This window comes from Thioalkalivibrio sp. ALE22 (assembly GCF_000381445.1).
GTDB lineage: Bacteria > Pseudomonadota > Gammaproteobacteria > Ectothiorhodospirales > Ectothiorhodospiraceae > Thioalkalivibrio.
Window position 1 is genome coordinate 1 of the sequence record NZ_KB906514.1, and the last position, 15,546, is coordinate 15,546.

General features: G+C 68.0%; 12 protein-coding genes. 5 read left to right on the forward strand and 7 right to left on the reverse strand.

The genetic code is table 11. The annotated features are described in order from the left end of the window. Window positions 1–147: 147 nt before the first annotated feature. From cydC to F793_RS0112635, 3 genes are all read right to left on the reverse strand, one after another. The gene (gene cydC, locus F793_RS0112625; protein WP_018882800.1) at window positions 148–1,821 is read right to left on the reverse strand and encodes a thiol reductant ABC exporter subunit CydC; all 1,674 of its coding nucleotides are present in this window, start codon (window positions 1,819–1,821) and stop codon (window positions 148–150) included. Then, on the reverse strand, window positions 1,814–3,433 hold the full coding sequence (gene cydD / locus F793_RS0112630) for a thiol reductant ABC exporter subunit CydD (RefSeq protein ID WP_018882801.1): 1,620 nt from the start codon (window positions 3,431–3,433) through the stop codon (window positions 1,814–1,816). The genes cydC and cydD overlap by 8 nt, the downstream gene beginning before the upstream one ends. Before the next feature lie 102 nt (window positions 3,434–3,535). Next, a complete protein-coding gene (locus tag F793_RS0112635; RefSeq protein ID WP_018882802.1) occupies window positions 3,536–4,921 on the reverse strand; it encodes an NAD(P)/FAD-dependent oxidoreductase in 1,386 nt (461 codons plus the stop codon). A gap of 368 nt (window positions 4,922–5,289) precedes the next feature. On the opposite strand from F793_RS0112635, the gene F793_RS0112640 reads away from it, so the two are divergent. The 5 genes from F793_RS0112640 to F793_RS0112660 all read left to right on the forward strand — a co-directional run bounded on the left by F793_RS0112640 (window position 5,290) and on the right by F793_RS0112660 (window position 10,962). Further along, a complete protein-coding gene (locus F793_RS0112640; RefSeq protein WP_018882803.1) occupies window positions 5,290–6,696 on the forward strand; it encodes a cytochrome ubiquinol oxidase subunit I in 1,407 nt (468 codons plus the stop codon). Window positions 6,697–6,699: 3 nt separating this feature from the next. After that, entirely contained in the window at window positions 6,700–7,704 is a 1,005-nt protein-coding gene (gene cydB, locus F793_RS0112645; protein ID WP_018866039.1) for a cytochrome d ubiquinol oxidase subunit II, read from the forward strand. A 145-nt stretch (window positions 7,705–7,849) separates the two neighbouring features. Continuing rightward, window positions 7,850–9,331, forward strand: coding sequence for a sigma-54-dependent Fis family transcriptional regulator (locus tag F793_RS0112650; RefSeq protein WP_018882804.1), 1,482 nt, complete (start codon window positions 7,850–7,852; stop codon window positions 9,329–9,331). 169 nt (window positions 9,332–9,500) lie between these two features. Continuing rightward, window positions 9,501–10,157, forward strand: coding sequence for a hypothetical protein (locus F793_RS0112655; protein ID WP_018876315.1), 657 nt, complete (start codon window positions 9,501–9,503; stop codon window positions 10,155–10,157). 178 nt (window positions 10,158–10,335) lie between these two features. Continuing rightward, window positions 10,336–10,962, forward strand: a complete 627-nt coding sequence (locus tag F793_RS0112660) for a peroxiredoxin (RefSeq protein WP_018866042.1) — start codon at window positions 10,336–10,338, stop codon at window positions 10,960–10,962. Between the two features lie 237 nt (window positions 10,963–11,199). Here the strand turns inward: F793_RS0112660 and gloA are convergent, their stop codons facing one another. The 4 genes from gloA to F793_RS0112680 form a co-directional block, all read right to left on the reverse strand. Beyond that, entirely contained in the window at window positions 11,200–11,700 is a 501-nt protein-coding gene (gene gloA / locus F793_RS0112665) for a lactoylglutathione lyase (RefSeq protein WP_018881085.1), read from the reverse strand. A gap of 403 nt (window positions 11,701–12,103) precedes the next feature. After that, the gene (locus F793_RS0112670; protein WP_026280763.1) at window positions 12,104–12,778 is read right to left on the reverse strand and encodes a hypothetical protein; all 675 of its coding nucleotides are present in this window, start codon (window positions 12,776–12,778) and stop codon (window positions 12,104–12,106) included. 422 nt (window positions 12,779–13,200) lie between these two features. Further along, on the reverse strand, window positions 13,201–13,956 hold the full coding sequence (aat, locus tag F793_RS0112675; protein WP_018882805.1) for a leucyl/phenylalanyl-tRNA--protein transferase: 756 nt from the start codon (window positions 13,954–13,956) through the stop codon (window positions 13,201–13,203). Between the two features lie 348 nt (window positions 13,957–14,304). Further along, window positions 14,305–15,543 (reverse strand): GNAT family N-acetyltransferase, encoded by a 1,239-nt coding sequence (locus tag F793_RS0112680; RefSeq protein WP_018882806.1) that lies wholly within the window; start codon window positions 15,541–15,543, stop codon window positions 14,305–14,307. Window positions 15,544–15,546 lie beyond the last annotated feature (3 nt).

Sequence of the window (15,546 nt, forward strand, 5' to 3'; positions counted from 1 at the left end):
CTCTTGTGAGTGGTCATGGTCTCGCCCTCCTTGAGGGGTTCCGGTGGTCGCTAACCAACCCGAATACCATGGCCGCTCACCTCCTGCCAGCTTCTGCACATAACTCAGCACACTACTCGACTGCGGGGGTATCCCTTCGGTCCGGGTTCAGGAGGGGGCGGGGCGGCCGAGATCGAGGCGGGGCCAGTCGCGCGGCAGGGATTCCGGGGCGTGGGTCACGAGCAGGCACTGGCGCTGGTTCAGCCACGGGCCGATGCGGGGCAGCACGCGCTCGAGAGTCCTCGGGTCGAGGCCGGCGAAGGGTTCATCGAGCAGGACGACGGGACGGTCCTGAAGGAGGATCGCCGCCAGGGCGAGCCGGCGCCGCTGGCCGCCGGAGAGGTACGAGCCAGCTTCGCCGATGCGGTAGTCCAGACCTTCTTCCGTGCCACGCACGGCATCCGCCAGATCCACCTGCTCCAGAGCCTCCCACAGGGCCGCATCGCTGAGAGGCGTGTGACGCGGCTCCAGGATGTCGCGGAGGGAGGTGTCCGGCAGTTGCAGCCCCTGAGGCAGGTAGCTGAGATGGCGGTACCGGGTGTCGGCCGAGATTCGATCGAGATCGTCGCCGCCAAGCGCGATGCGCCCGGTCAGGGGCGGCAGTTCGCCGGCGAGGGTGTCCAGCAGCGTGCTCTTGCCGCGCCCGCTGGCCCCGCTGATCACCAGCGGACGGCCGCGCGCGGGGGCGAGGTCCAGGGGGCCGAGCAGCGGGCGTTCGCGGTGAAAGCCGATGGTCAGGCCGTGGGCCTGCAGCACGGGGGCGTGGTCGGCAGGGGCCGGGCGTGCGGCTCCTGCCGGGGCCTGCCCGGCTGCTTCGAGATGCTGCACGCGCCCGGCGGCCTTCACGCTCTCGCCGGCACGCCACCACGCCCCGGGCAGGCTGCCGAGGACCTCGCCCAATCCCAGGGTCATCAGCGGCAGCAGTAACGCCACAGGCGCGCTCAGGGTCCCGTCGCGGTACCAGCCCAGGGCGAGGACCAGCATCAGCAGCGCGGATGCGCCGACCACGGCCTGCACGGCCTGTTCGGACCCGACGCCAAATGTCTCCTGGGCGCGTTGCTGGCGCGCGTAGGTCGCGTTCTCGCGGCGCAGCGAGGCCTCGTGTTCGCGGGCCCGGTTGTAGGCCAGAAGCTCGGCCAGGCCGCCGATGTAGTCGAACAGCCCGATGCGTTCGCGTGCCCGGGCCTGCACCAGCGCGTGGCTGCGGCGCTGCCCGACCAGGGCGAGCAGCGCGGAGACGGCAAGCGTTGCAAGACCGGAGACGGCGAGCACGGCCGCGGCGGGCCAGGGCGCCAGCCAGATGGCGATGACCAGCGTGACCACGAGGGTGATGGCCGCGGCGACCATCGGTCCGACCACCCGCAGGGGCATCCCATCGAGGGTGTCGATGTCGCTGGTCAGGCGGGTCTGCAGGTCGCCACTGCGGTAGGCGCGAACGCGTGCCATGGGCAGTGCGGCGAGCCCGCGGAAGCTGTGGCCGCGCAGATCGGCCAGGCTGCGCAGCACCGCCTCGTGACAGACCAGACGCTCGAAATAGCGTGCCAGGGTGCGGCTGATCGCGGCGGTACGGATGCCACCGGACGGTACGTAGAGGTCCAGGGTGGCCAGAAGTCCGGCGCCGGCCAGCGCGGTCGCGGTGATAAACCAGCCGGACAGCGCCAGCAGGGCGATCCCGGCGATCCAGGTCAATGCCAGCAGGCCCCAGGCGCCCCAGTACCAGACGCGGCGCCGGCGGAAGACGCGGTGCAGAAAGGCGAGGTTGGCGCGGGTTTCGTCACGCATGGGGTGTCTCCGGCGTGACCGGCGCCAGCTCCAGCTGTTGCGGGCAGCGCCGGTGGATGGCGGCATGATGGCTCGCGATCACCAGCGTCAGGCCACGGGTGTCGGCCAGCCGGAACAGCGTGTCCAGGAGTGCCTCTTCGGTCTCCACGTCGAGCGCGCTGGTGGGTTCGTCGAGCAGCCAGAGGCGGTGCCCGGAGAGCAGTGCGCGCGCGACGGCGACCCGCTGGGCCTGGCCGCCGGAGAGGCCGTGCCGGGCCTCGCCGATGGCGGTGTCCAGGCCGTCGGGGAGCTCGGGCGCGTCGAGGGGTAACCCGGCCTGTTCCAGTGCCGTGGCCATCTCTGCATCGGGGATCATTGCGTGGCGGGCCAGCTGCAGGTTTTCGCGCAGGCTACCGTGGAACAGATGGGCATCCTGGTCGATCCAGGCGAAATGGCGGGCCCGGGCATGGCGTTGAATGCGGCCCTCGGTGGGGGGCAGAAAGCCGACACATACCGCCAGAAGGGTGGATTTTCCGCTGCCACTGGGGCCGGTCAGTGCGAGATGCGCCCCCGCTTGAATCTCGAGGTCGAGATGCTGCAGGACCGGTGTGCGCTGACCCGGGTAGTGCACCATCACATCCTCGAGTTTCAGCAAGGGGTCGGTCTCGTCCCCGCCGGTGACCTCGGTGACCGCGGCTGAAGCCTCGGCCCCGTTGGGCGAAGCAAGCGCGGGAGCGAGGCTCTCGGCGGCGGCCAGCGCACCGGCGCGGTCATGGTAGCTCTGGGCGAACTGGCGCAGGGGCAGGAAATACTCCGGCGCCAGCAGCAGGATGAACAACCCGGTGAACAGGGTGATGTCCCCGGCCGGGCCATAGTCGATGGCGCCGAACAGGGCGAAGCCGATGTAGATCGCGACCATGCCGATCGCGACCGCGCTGAAGAACTCCATGATCGCCGAGGACAGGAATGCGACCCGGAGGGTGCGCATGGTCAGGCGGCGTTGCTGGTGGCTGCGCTCGACGACCTCGATCTCGGTGGCCGTGATGGCGCGGGCCCGGCGCAGCCAGTCCAGGCTGCGGATGCGGTCGAGGAAGTGCCCCGCCAGACGGTTGGCCTCCTCTTGCTGACGCCGGTGGATCTGTTCCGCACCCATGCCGACGATCGCCATGAAGGCCGGGATCAGCGGGGCGGCGAGCAGCAACAGCAGGGCGGCGAGCCAGTCCAGCCAGAAGGCCGCGGCCAGGATGGCCAGTGGCGTCAGGATGACCGCCTGGCGGGCCGGCAGGTAACGCGCATAGTAGCCGGTCAGGTCATCCACCCGCGTCTGGAACTGCTCCGCCCAGGCGCCCGCGGTCGTCTGTCCGGCCAGGCGCGCGGGCCCGGCATGCCGGACCTGTTGCAGGAGATCGGTGCGCAGCTGCTGCTTGACCGCAAAGGCGAGGCGGTGTCCCGCCAGGTCGCGCAGGGCCTGGGCGGAATAGCGCAGACCGAGCAAGGCGAGGCCGCCCAGCAGGATGCCCGGCAGGTACGGGGGGGCGGCGGCGAACAGCGTGCCGTGCACCGCCCAGGCCACGAGCCCCGCCAGCGCAATGGTCGCCAGCGTGGCCACCAGCGTGCTGGCGGCACTGAGCACCAGCCAGTGGCGGTGTGGCCGTTGCCGTGCGCGCAGCCATGGCCCCGGCGCGGCACGGTGGTCCGGCGGCGGGGCGCCTGTTTCGCCCGGTTGCGGCATCGACTAGCGCAGGTAGCGCCCGCGCAGCATGTTGAAGTACAGCGGCTTGATCATATGCACCTTCAGGCGCCACCACATCCAGCTGGGTTCCCCCTGGTCGAGGAAGCTGAAGGTCGGCACCTCCTGCAGGGTGTAATCGAATTCCACCAGTGCGGCCTTGCCCACTTCGGTGATCAGCGGGCAGGAGGTGTAGCCGTCGAACTGCCGCGACGGTTCGCGATCCTGGATCACGTCCACCAGGTTGTCCGGCATCACCGCGCCATGCGAGCGCACGGTGGAGGCGGTCTTGCCGATCGCGGTCGCGACGACGTCGCCGGCGCCGAAGATGTTCGGGTAATCCGTATGCTGCAGCGTGCGGTCATCCACCTCCAGCCAGCCTCCGGCCGCCAGGGGACCGTCCTCCACCGCCAGCCCGGCGTCACGCACAAAGTCGTGCGCGCGCATCGGCGGGGTCACGTGGAGATAGTCGTAGTCCACCGTCTCGCGCCCGCCGTCGCGGGTCTCGAACTGGGCCTGGCGGGCGTCGACATCCACCGCCACCAGGGCACCTCCGTCGTTCACGCTCACGCCGCGTTCCGCGTACAGGTCGCGCACCATATGGTCAAAGCGCTGCACGCTGAACAGGGTGTCCGACCCCGTGTGATAGTGGAAATCGGCCCCGGCGCGCTGACCGGCCGAGCGCAGCAGGTCATCGGCGATGAAGGTCGCCTTGATCGGCGCCCCGGCACACTTGATCGGCGTATTGGGGATGGTAAACCGCGCCACCCCACCGTTTTCGCCGAACGCATGGATCTGATCGTAGGCATCGCGCGCGGCCTCGGCGCTGGCGTACAGGCTGGTCAGGCCGGGACGCCCGATATCCTCGCGGCGCAACCCTTCGATGGCTTCAAAGTCCAGGTGCAGCCCGGTGGCGACCACCAGGAAGTCGTAGTCGAGCCGGTCGCCGTCGGTGGTCTCGACCCGTTGCGATTCGGGATCGATGGCCGCCACCGCGGAGCGCACCCAGTCGACGCCGCGCGGGATATAGCGTTCATTGCGGCGCTGGACCTCGCCCACGGAATAAACGCCCGCGGCCACCAGGGTCCAGCCGGGCTGGTAATGATGGATCTCGCTGGGCTCGACGATGGTGATGCGTGCGCCGTCAAGCAGGTCGCGCAGGCGGGCGGCCATGGTCATGCCGGCGGCCCCGCCACCGAGCACCACGATGCGCGCCTGGCTGGAGACCGCCGCGCGGGCCGGGGCGGCCTGCACGCCAGTCGCCGACACCAGGCCGGCGGCACCGGCGATCTTCAGGAAATCGCGCCGGGACAGTCCTCGCAAGGTCTCCCGGGCCTGCCGGGCCAGGGCCTGGTCAATCTCGGGGTGCTTCGGGTCTTCGGGCTGATGCATGGCTCTCTCCGCGTATCCGTCTGCCGCTCCGGGGACCGGGCGGGCCAGTTCTGAGGGTCGCGCCGTCTGCCGGGCGCTTCGTGTGACGGAATGCTTACAAGTTGCATGCCAACACCGGCAGACCGCCCCGTCGGGGCCTGGGCGCCCGTGCTGGTGGTGACGGCCTGCCATAAATGGCAGTCATCTGCGGTCTGGCTGCCAAAACTGGCAGACCCGGGGCGGCATTGGCGGGCGTTGGCCAGGCGCCAAGACACGGGCCAGTCGCCTGCAGCGCGCCGCCGGGGTCCGGACCGGAACTCTGGCACGGTACTTGTTAGGGGTTCATCGATACGTCATCCCGGCGTGCCCCTGATAACGGAGGAAAGGCCATGGAGCTCGACCCCATACTACTCTCGCGAATCCAGTTCGCGTTCGTGGTTTCGTTTCACGCGATCTTCCCGGTGTTCACGATCGGGCTGGCTTCGTTTATCGCGTTTCTGGAATTTCGCGCCTGGAAGACCGGTGACACGATCTATACCCAGATCTCGAAGTTCTGGATCAAGATCTTCGCGGTGGTGTTCGGTATGGGCGTGGTCTCCGGCCTGGTGATGTCGTTCCAGTTCGGGACCAACTGGAGTGCGTTCTCCTATGCCACGGCCAATTTCCTCGGGCCGGTGCTGTCCTACGAGGTACTCACCGCGTTCTTCCTGGAGGCGGCGTTCCTGGGCGTGCTGCTGTTCGGGCGTGACCGGGTGCCGCAGGGCGTGCACCTGTTCTCGGCCCTGATGGTCGCGCTGGGCACCTTCATCTCGTCGTTCTGGATCCTGGTGGCCAACAGCTGGATGCAAACGCCGGTCGGCTTCGAGCTGCAGGACGGGGTGTTCCATGTCACGTCCTGGATCACGGCGATCTTCAACCCGAGTTTCTGGCCGCGCTTCTTCCACATGGGGCTGGCCTCTCTGCTTACCGCCGGCTTCGTGGTCGCCGGGGTCTCCGCTTGGTATCTGCTGCGCCAGCGCGACGTGGTGATGAACCGCAAGGCCCTGGGCACCACCATGTGGGTGCTGCTGTTCGCGGCCCCGGCGCAGCTGGTGGTCGGTGACATCCACGGCCTCAACACCTTCGAGCATCAGCCGACCAAGGTGGCGGCGATGGAAGGCGTGTGGGAGACCGAGCGCGGGGCGCCGCTGCTCTTGTTCGCGATCCCGGACTCGGCCAACGAGACCAATCACTTCGAGATCGGTATCCCGAAGATGGCGAGCTTCATCCTCACCCACGACCTCGACGGTGAAGTGCCCGGTCTGCTGGAGGTTCCGGCCGAGGAACGTCCGCCGGTGGGCATCACCTTCTGGTCGTTCCGCATCATGGTCACGATTGGCATGGTGATGATCCTGTTCGCGCTGGCGGGCGCCTGGCTGCGCTTCCGCCGCCGGATGTATGCCTCGCCGCTGTTCCTCAAGGGGCTGGCCTGGATGATCCCGGCGCCGTTCCTGGCGGTGGTCGCGGGCTGGTTCGTGACCGAGACCGGGCGCGCGCCCTGGCTGGTCTACGGCGTGATGAATCATGCCGAGGGCATTACCCCGGCCCTGACCGGTGGCATGGCCCTGTTCACCCTGATCGGCTATGTGGCGGTCTACGCGGCGGTGTTCACCGGGGGCGTCTACTACCTGGTGCGCATCGTGCGTCAGGGCCCGGAACCGGCCGATGCCGTGCATGCGCCGGCGCACGCCAAGCGTCCGCTGTCGGCCGCTGACACCTTCGTCGATGACGCCGCGGTCAGCGGTGCAAGGAGCTAAGTGATGGAAACCACGATCGATATCACGCTGATCTGGGTCGTCATCATTGCCGTGGGCGTGATCGCCTACGTGCTGATGGACGGGTTCGACCTCGGGGTGGGGATCCTCTTCCCCTTCGCCCCGGGGGAGACCTCGCGCGACGTGATGATGAACTCCGTCGCCCCGGTGTGGGACGGCAACGAGACCTGGCTGATCCTCGGCGGCGCGGGCCTGCTGGCCGCCTTCCCGCTGGTGTACTCGGTGTTCCTGCCGGCGCTTTATATCGGGGTCTTCCTGATGCTGGCGGGGCTGATCTTCCGCGGCGTGGCCTTCGAGTTCCGCTTCAAGGCGCACCGCTCCAAGGGCTTGTGGAACGCCGCCTTCGCGATCGGCTCGGCGGTGGCGGCCTTCGCCCAGGGCGCGGTGGTCGGTGCCTATATCCAGGGCTTCGAGATGGACGGCTTCAGCTTCGCCGGCGGTCCGCTCGACTGGCTGACGCCGTTCACCGTCCTCACCGGCATCGGGCTGCTGGCGGGCTATGCCCTGCTGGGCGCGACCTGGCTGATTGTGAAGACCGAGGGTGATACCCAGGCCTTTGCCTATCGGGTGGCGCCCTGGATGCTGGCGGTCGTGCTGCTGGTGTTCGGCGCGGTGAGCCTGATTACCCCGTTCATCGACCCGAAGGTGATGGAGCGCTGGATGGGGACCTGGCAGTACCTCTGGGTGCTCCCGGCGCTGGCGCTGTTCTCCGCCTGGGTCCTGATCCGCGCGGTGCGCCGGCGAGATGAAGGGATCCCGTTCGTCGCCACGATTGCCCTGTTCATCACCACCTACCTGGGACTGCTGGTGAGCAAGTGGCCGTACGTGGTGCCGCCGGACTACACCTTCTGGGATGCCGCCTCCTCGCCGGATGCGCAGCTGTTCATTCTGGTGGGGGCGTTGTTCGTGATCCCGATCATTCTGGGCTACACCGCCTGGACCTACTGGGTCTTCCGCGGAAAGGTGACCCCGGAGACCGGGTATCACTAGGCGGGAGCGTCCGGCGCGTGCCACAGGGCCGTTCGGGAATGCGCGAGTCCGCCATTCAGGGCACCCATCCTCGCGGCTGCAGGGAGCCGGCGGCGGGGCAGGGTCCGGATGGCGGGCCGTCAGGTCACCAGTAAGGGGTGATGCCATGGTGTTGAACATCGCTCGGCTGAACGTGTCTATGGGACAGCGTGACGGCGTCGGTTCCGGCGTCGGATACGCCTTCCAGGACCCCTTGTTGCGAGGCGACGTGACCAGCATCCCGAAGAAGGAGTCGGCACCCCTGGACCCCAACGTGGGGACCCTGCGCCAGGTGCTGGAGGTATTTCGTGAACCGGCCATCCTGCTGTCCCCGGATTATCGGATCCTGGCGGCCAATGGCGCCTACCAGCGCATCTACGGGACTGATCGCGATGGCTCCGGCCGTACCTGCTTCGAGGCCTCCCATGGCTTCCGCCGCCCCTGCGACGAGGCGGGGGAGTCCTGCCCCCTGCGGGCCGCCCTGGGCAGTGGCCACCGCGAACGCGTGCTGCACGTGCATCACACCGAGGCCGGGCGCGAGCACGTGGACGTCGAGTTGCTGCCGATCCGGGATGCTGACGGGGAGATCCGTTACCTGATCGAACGCCTGCATCACCTGCCGGTGTCCGCGCCACAGGCGGGCAGCGGCGGGCTGGTCGGTCGCTCCAGGGCCTTCAATGCCATGCTGGGGATGATCAGCCGGGTGGCACCGAGCAATGCGTCGGCCCTCCTGCTTGGCGAGTCCGGCACGGGCAAGGAACTCATCGCCCGCGCGATTCACGAGGCGAGTCCGCGGCACAAGTCGCCGTTCGTGCCCGTGGAATGTTCGGGGCTGACCGAAACCCTGTTCGAAAGCGAGCTGTTCGGCCACGAGCGCGGTGCCTTTACCGGCGCCGCGTCGGCCAAGGCCGGGCTGGTCGAGGCGTCGGCCGGGGGCACCCTGTTCCTGGACGAGGTGGGGGATATCCCGCTGAGCCAGCAGGTCAAGCTGTTGCGGCTGCTGGAGACCCATGCCTATCGCCGGGTCGGAGGCGTCGAGTCGCGGCGGGCGGATTTCCGCCTGGTCTGCGCGACCCACCGCGACCTCGAGTCCATGGTGCGTGCCGGCGAGTTTCGCGAGGACCTCTACTACCGCATCAACACCTTTCCGATCGAGGTGCCCCCGCTGCGCGAGCGGGTGGAGGACATCCCGTTGCTGCTGGAGGCCCTTGGCGAGCGCCTGGATCTGGTCGTGCCACCGCGCCTGGAAGACGAGACGCTGAGAGTTCTCGAGCAGTATTCCTTCCCCGGCAATGTGCGCGAGCTGCGCAACATCCTCGAGCGCGCGGCCTTGCTGGCAGACGGCGAGGCGATCCGTCCGGAACACCTGCCGGACCGCGTGCGGCAAGGCGGTCCGTCCCCGGTCGGGGCCAGGACTGGCGGACTGGAAGGGTTGCTGCACCCGCAGTCACTGCGCCCGCTGGACGAGATCGAGCGCGAGTACCTGCGGCACGCGGCTGCGGTGTACCCCGGGGACCGCCGTGCGCTGGCAAGGACCCTCGGGATCAGCGAGCGCAGCCTGTACCGCCGTCTGAGCCAGCTGGAGGGCGACGCCGACGAGCAAGACTGAAAGTGCCCGGGCGGGTCGGGTAACGCGTCTCGCCCGGGTTTAAACGACGTCCGCGTGGGCGGTCGGACGTCCGGCCACTGCCTGTCACAAGGGACGGGAGTGGTGAGATACCGCCATAAGCATCAGTAAAACACGATATGCCAATACAGCTTAAAGACCGGAGTCTCTGATGAAAAAGACCGCAATGACCCTCTCCCTGTCCGCCGCCCTACTGGCGACCCCGATGCTGGCCGCTGCCGAGCCCCTTTCGTTTGGCGAGCAACAGACCATCCGCTCCATGGCCAGTGCCGGGGTCGGGCAGGCCATCGTCAACCAGATGGGCGCCGGTTCGATGGCCGTGATCAATAATCCGTCACCCATCTGTGGTGCCCTGGCGGGTGGCCTGGGCGCATCCATGCTCTCGGCCGATCCGCGGGCGGGCTTCCAGATCGCGACGCTGCGCTCCGGCGAGGATGCCGCCGCCGCGGTGCATGTGACCGCGGACAAGGACGTGGCCTACCTGGCGCTGGGGGGCGAGCTGGATCGCGATGAGAACGTGGCGCTGGCCCACGCCTACCTGCAGGAGCTCGCCGCCTCGGAGTGGGACGGCACCCTGGTGCTGCACATCTCCTCGTGGATGCAGAAGCAGGTCCAGGCTGTCGCGGAGGCCGACGAAGCGGTGGCTGACTATCTGGAAGGGCTCCGCATGGTGGCGCTCCAGCCCGACCTGGAGGCGGGTCAGGCGGTGATGCTGGGCGTGAACTTCGATGGCGACGGCTTCACGACCGAGGAGATGGGTCGTCAGGACATGCGTGAAGACCTGGTGGACTTGTTCCGTCGCATGTAGGCCCGTGGTGAGCGGGCTGGGGCAGGGGCCGTCTTGCCTGGCCCGCTTTAGTGAAAAACTATCGTTGCGCTAAGAAATAAGTAATTCACTATATTCGGGTCGACAGATAAAGTAAGACGTACATGGAGGCACGACCCCATGAACGACCCGATCAAACTTTCAAAGCAAGGAGTACATCATGGCACTGCGTTTGGGCGATACCGCACCGAATTTCCAGATTGACACCACCAAGGGCAAGATCGACTTCCACGAATGGATTGGCGACTCCTGGTGCTTCTTCTTCAGCCACCCGGCCGACTTCACCCCGGTGTGCACCACCGAGATGGGCCGTACCGCGCAGCTGGCCAAGCAGTTCGCGGACCGCAACACCAAGCCGCTCGGGCTGTCGACCGACACGGTCGAGGAGCACAACAAGTGGATCGAGGACGTCAACGACACCCAGAACACCACGTTGGAGTTCCCGATCGTCGCCGACGCCGACAAGAAGATTTCCGAGCTCTACGAGATGATCCACCCGGGCGAGAGCGAGACCGCCGCCGTGCGCTCGGTCTACATCATCGACCCGAACAAGAAGATCCGGCTGATGATGACCTACCCGATGTCGGTGGGCCGCAACTTCGACGAGATCCTGCGTGTGATCGACGCGTTGCAGACCGGTGACCAGCACGGCATCGCGACGCCGGCCGACTGGACCCCGGGTGCTCGCGTGATCATCCCGCCGACGGTCAGCAACGAGGACGCGCAGAAGAAGTTCCCGCAGGGCTTCGAGGAGATCCGCTCCTACCTGCGCTACACCCAGGTCTAAACGATCGGGCGACGATCGCACCGGCCGCTAACGCCGGAACGCTCTGGAGAGTGGAGGGCCCCGTAATGGGGCCCTTTTTATGTTCGGGTACAGCGCCCGCTGAGGTGAATCGCTGGCCTTTTCCGATGAGCCAGGGCTAGCCCCATCCCTGCAGGTGCGCGCTCGCGCGCGAAGCCCCCGCCAGCGCCGGTGGCGGGCACCACCTGGCGGCGCCACCCGCTCGGTTGGTGGTGGGGCCTACCGCCCCAGCCCCGTCAGACGGCTGGGTTCGAGGATCTCGATCCAGTAGCCGTCGAGGTCCTTCACGAAGGCGATGTCCTTCAGGCCGCCCTCGTCCGGGCGCTTCACGAACTCCACGTCATTCTGGTCGAACCAGCGTACGGCCGCGTCCAGATCCGGGACCGAAAAGCAGATGTGGCCGAAGCCCTGTGGCTCTTCGTTGCCGTCGTGGTAGTGGAAGTCGGCGTCCTTCTCGGTGCCGTAGTTATAGGTCAACTCCAGGATGCCGCGCTGGTTGAACATCCAGCGGGTGGCCTCGCCGGCGTCCTTGGGCGGCTGCGGTTCGTCCTCGCCGATCTGCGCCAGGAAGTAGAGCGTGAACTCGAACTCCGGGAAGTCCAGCGTCTTCACCAGCTGCATGCCGAACACGCGCTGGTAGAAGTCCAGCGCCTTCTGCGGATCCTTCACGCGCAGCATGGTGTGGTTGAAGCGAAAGCCGGCCGTGGGATTGTCGCTCATGGTGCGTCCTTGTAGTCCGTAAGAGGGTACTCCGGAGACTGGAACACGGCGGTGCGGGTTCCCTCAAGTGCCGCCGTCACGTGTTGAGATCGAGCGGTCGGGAACGCGACTCCCCCGTCACTGCGAGGAGGCGCCGCCGACGCGGCAGTCTGTCGGGTTGCCCCGACGTTGGAGGCTGCGGTGGGAAATCCCGGCGCTTCGCTGCGGCCGGGATGATGGACCACCAGACCCCGGTCGCATGCCTGGCCGCGCAGGAGCCTGCTTGCAGGCGAAGGGCTTGCGATGGACTCCGGCGCGGGCAGGGGCTTCGCGGGCGAGCCCGCTCCTACAAGGATCGTCGCCCCGGAAACCGCGCACCGGTAATTCCGGATCTACCGGTCGGGAGCCCGCGTCATCGACCGGGCTACCCGCGGCAGAAGGGCCAGACCTGATAGAAGCGGCGGCAGCGGAACTCGGATTCGCAGCTCGCCAGCTGGGACTCGTAGCGGTCGGCCCGCTGGGCGACCTGGCGCGCCGCGGAGCGCACCTGCGGCTTGTTCTGATAACTGCCACGGCTGTAGCCGCCCTGACCCTCGTGGTAGGCGAGGTAGAGGTGCTCCGCGTTGTGCAGCGGTACGCCGGTCATGCGCCGGGTGCGATCGTTGTACCAGCCGATGAAGTCGGTGGCGTGTTTCATGTGCGTGCGCCGCGCGAAGCGACTGCCGGCATCCTCCCGGTATTCGCCCCAGACCGGATCCTGCGCCTGGGCGTAGCCCCGCGCGGAGGATGGCCGGCTCCACGGGATGAAGCCCAGCAGCCGCTCGCGGTCGGGGCGCACGTGGCTGCGGAACGAGGACTCCTGCTGGATGAACGACATCTGCGTGGCGATGGGCGTGCCCCATTCGCGTTCGGAATCACGCGCGTAGTCGTACCAGCGTGGCTGCTCGCGGAAGATCTCGCAGATATTGCTCTGGTCCTGAGGTGGCGATGGCGCCAGCGTCGCACAGCCCGCCGTGATCACGGCCAGCGCCAGCAGCAGGCTCGCGCGCAGCCCGTTGAGCGCCATGGCTCGCGATTCCCCCTGATCTGCCTTGCCCACCCGAATCTCCCGCTCGGTTCACCTAATGGCCGGGAGTATAAAGCACCCGCAACGGGGGCCAAGGGTGCGCCGGCTGACGTGCCCGGTTTCGGAGGCTGCCCTGGCCCCTGCGGGCGCCTCGCAGTGTCGGGCATACGGGTTCCCGGTTGCTCCACCATCCCGTCATTGCGAGCGCCGCGAAGCAATCGCCCGACTCAGCCCCCGGCGCCGGAATACCCCCAGCAGACTGCCACGTCGGCTGCGCCTCCTCGCAGTGACGGGGGCGGGGGCGAGCGGGGAGGGAGCTCTGTGGAGGGAGCGGGGGGGTGTGGCAGTGGCCTGTGGGAGCGGGCTTGCCCGCGAAGTCCCTGCCCGCGTCGGAACTTGGTAAAAGCCATTCGCGGGCAAGCCCGCTCCCACAAAGAGCATGGGCGACACTGTTGTTATGCGGCGGTGTTCCAGCCGGGGTCGAGGGGGCTCAGGGTCGGGTCGGTGCGCCACGGGCCGGGTTCGACGGGTTCGTTCGCGATGTCGCGGATGCGGGCGATGAACTCGCGGCGGGGCAGGGTCACGGCCCCCAGGTTGAGAAGATGGGCGGTCTCCATCTGCACATCCACCAGCGGCCAGCCCCAGGCGACCAGGTGGCGGCTGAGCCAGGCGAGCGCGACCTTGGAGGCGTCGCGCTCGCGCGAGAACATGGACTCGCCGCAGAACAGCCGCCCCACGGCCACGCCATAGAGCCCGCCGATCAGGCGCGGACCGTCCCAGACCTCCACCGAGTGTGCGTGCCCCGTGCGGTGCAGGGCGATGTAGGCCTGCTGCATGCTGGCGGTGATCCACGTCCCGTCGGCGTAGTCGCGCGGCGCGGCGCAGGCCTCGATCACGGCCTCGAAGGCGCGATCGAAGCTGACCGTGTAGCCACGGTTTCGGATCGCCTTCTTCAGGCTGCGGTGCAGGCGGAAGTGACCCGGCTCCAGCACCGCGCGCGGGTCCGGGCTCCACCACAGGATCGGCTGCCCGGCCTCGAACCAGGGGAACACGCCGGAGCGGTAGGCATTGAGCAGACGTGGCACGGACAGATCGCCCCCGGCCGCGAGCAGGCCGTTCGGCTCGGTCAGGGCATGCGCCGGGTCCGGGAACGGGGCCTCCGGGTGCTCCGGATCCAGCCAGGGCAGGGTGATCTGCGGGCTGGAGTTCATGGGGCGCTTCCGTGCATGCCCCGAGATTGGAGGCCCGGGTTTTGTAGGAGCCTGCTTGCAGGCGAAGGGCCTGTGGCGGCGCCCCGCGCGGGCAGGGGCTTCGCGGGCGAGCCCGCTCCCACGAAGATCGTCTCTGCGGGGCGACCCGGGCCCCGGTGGTATGCCAAGCCTTGTAGGAGCCGAGCCCTCTCGGCGATTGCGGCATGGGCTACCCCCCATCGGCCAGAGGGCTGGCCTCCTACGGGTTGGGTCCGGCGTGCGGGGGGTTGTAGGAGCGCAGCCCCCTGCGCGATGGGGCGCAGGGATAGCCCCCATCGGCCAGAGGGCTGGCCTCCTACGGGGGATGGTTCAGGCGCGAGGTGCATCGTCGGGTTGGACCTGCCGGTATGGCGAGTGTTCGTGCAGGCGTTCGCAGTGGGCCTGCATCATCTGGGCCTCGCGTTCGCAGAAGTCGCGTACGGGCTGGTCGAAGCCCTCGGTCAGGATCATGTGGGCGGAGTAGGTGGGCGTGGGCAGGAAGCCGCGCGGGATCTTGTGTTCGCCCTGGGCGCCGGGCTCGAAGCGGGCCAGTCCTTCGTGGATGCAGAATTCGATGCCCTGGTAGTAGCAGGTCTCGAAGTGCAGGTCGGCCAGCTCCTCGGTGCAGCCCCAGAAGCGCCCGTACAGGGTGTCGTGGCTGCGGTAGCAAAGGGCCGCGGCGATGGTCTCGTCGTCGCCCGCCGCGCCGGGTCGCCGGGCCTCGAACAGCACCACCTGATCGCCCAGCGCCGCAGCCGTCTCCACAAAAAAGGCCTCCGACAGCGTCGGGATGCCCATGTGCTTCTCGAAGGTGTCGACGTAGAAACGGTGGAAGCGCGCCCAGTCCTCGGGCGATCCGGTGGCCCCGGTCAGCGTGCGGAACTCGATGCCGGCCTCATTGACGCGGCGGCGTTCGCGCTTGATGTTCTTGCGCTTTTTCGAGCTGAGCGCGGCCAGGAAGTCGTCGAAGCTTGCGTAGTCCGCGTTGGTCCAGTGGTACTGGCAGCCCATGCGCTTGGCCAAGCCCAGTTCGCGGGTCACGTCCAGATCATCCTGGTTGGGGAACAGGATGTTCACGCCCGAGGCGTTCAGTTCGCGCCCGCGGGTGACCAGGGCGCGCACGAGCAGGGTGCGCAGGTGATCGAAGTCCGGCGCCTCCGGGTGCACCAGCAGGCGCGGCCCGGTGGCCGGGGTGTAGGGTACGGAGACGACCAGCTTGGGGTAGTAGTTGAGGCCCTGGCGGTTCCACGCGCTCTCCCAGGCGAAGTCGAACACGAACTCGCCGTAGTTGTTGGTCTTGGCGTAGGCCGGTGCGGCCGCGACCAGCTGGTCGTCGCGGAAGATCAGCACATGCTGCGGGAACCAGCCGAACTGGCGCCCCAGACACTCGTGGCGTTCCAGGCCCTCCAGGAAGGCGTGGCGCAGGAACGGCTCGGTGCCGCCGGTGAGGGCGTCCCAGGCGGCCGGGTCCACGTCGGCCAGGCCGTCGCGCAGTTCGACACGTTCGGGCGTGTCGCCCGAGTCGTTCTCCGGCGGGTGCGGTGCCTGGGTATCGCCCTCGGCGCTCACGTG

Bases quoted from the DNA above. Each gene is read 5' to 3' on its own strand.
- cydC (WP_018882800.1), bottom strand. From the start codon at position 1,821: ATGCGTGACGAAACCCGCGCCAACCTCGCCTTTCTGCACCGCGTCTTC.
- gloA (WP_018881085.1), bottom strand. From the start codon at position 11,700: ATGAGCGACAATCCCACGGCCGGCTTTCGCTTCAACCACACCATGCTG.
- F793_RS0112655 (WP_018876315.1), top strand. From the start codon at position 9,501: ATGAAAAAGACCGCAATGACCCTCTCCCTGTCCGCCGCCCTACTGGCG.
- F793_RS0112635 (WP_018882802.1), bottom strand. From the start codon at position 4,921: ATGCATCAGCCCGAAGACCCGAAGCACCCCGAGATTGACCAGGCCCTG.
- F793_RS0112650 (WP_018882804.1), top strand. From the start codon at position 7,850: ATGGTGTTGAACATCGCTCGGCTGAACGTGTCTATGGGACAGCGTGAC.
- aat (WP_018882805.1), bottom strand. From the start codon at position 13,956: ATGAACTCCAGCCCGCAGATCACCCTGCCCTGGCTGGATCCGGAGCAC.
- cydB (WP_018866039.1), top strand. From the start codon at position 6,700: ATGGAAACCACGATCGATATCACGCTGATCTGGGTCGTCATCATTGCC.
- F793_RS0112640 (WP_018882803.1), top strand. From the start codon at position 5,290: ATGGAGCTCGACCCCATACTACTCTCGCGAATCCAGTTCGCGTTCGTG.
- F793_RS0112660 (WP_018866042.1), top strand. From the start codon at position 10,336: ATGGCACTGCGTTTGGGCGATACCGCACCGAATTTCCAGATTGACACC.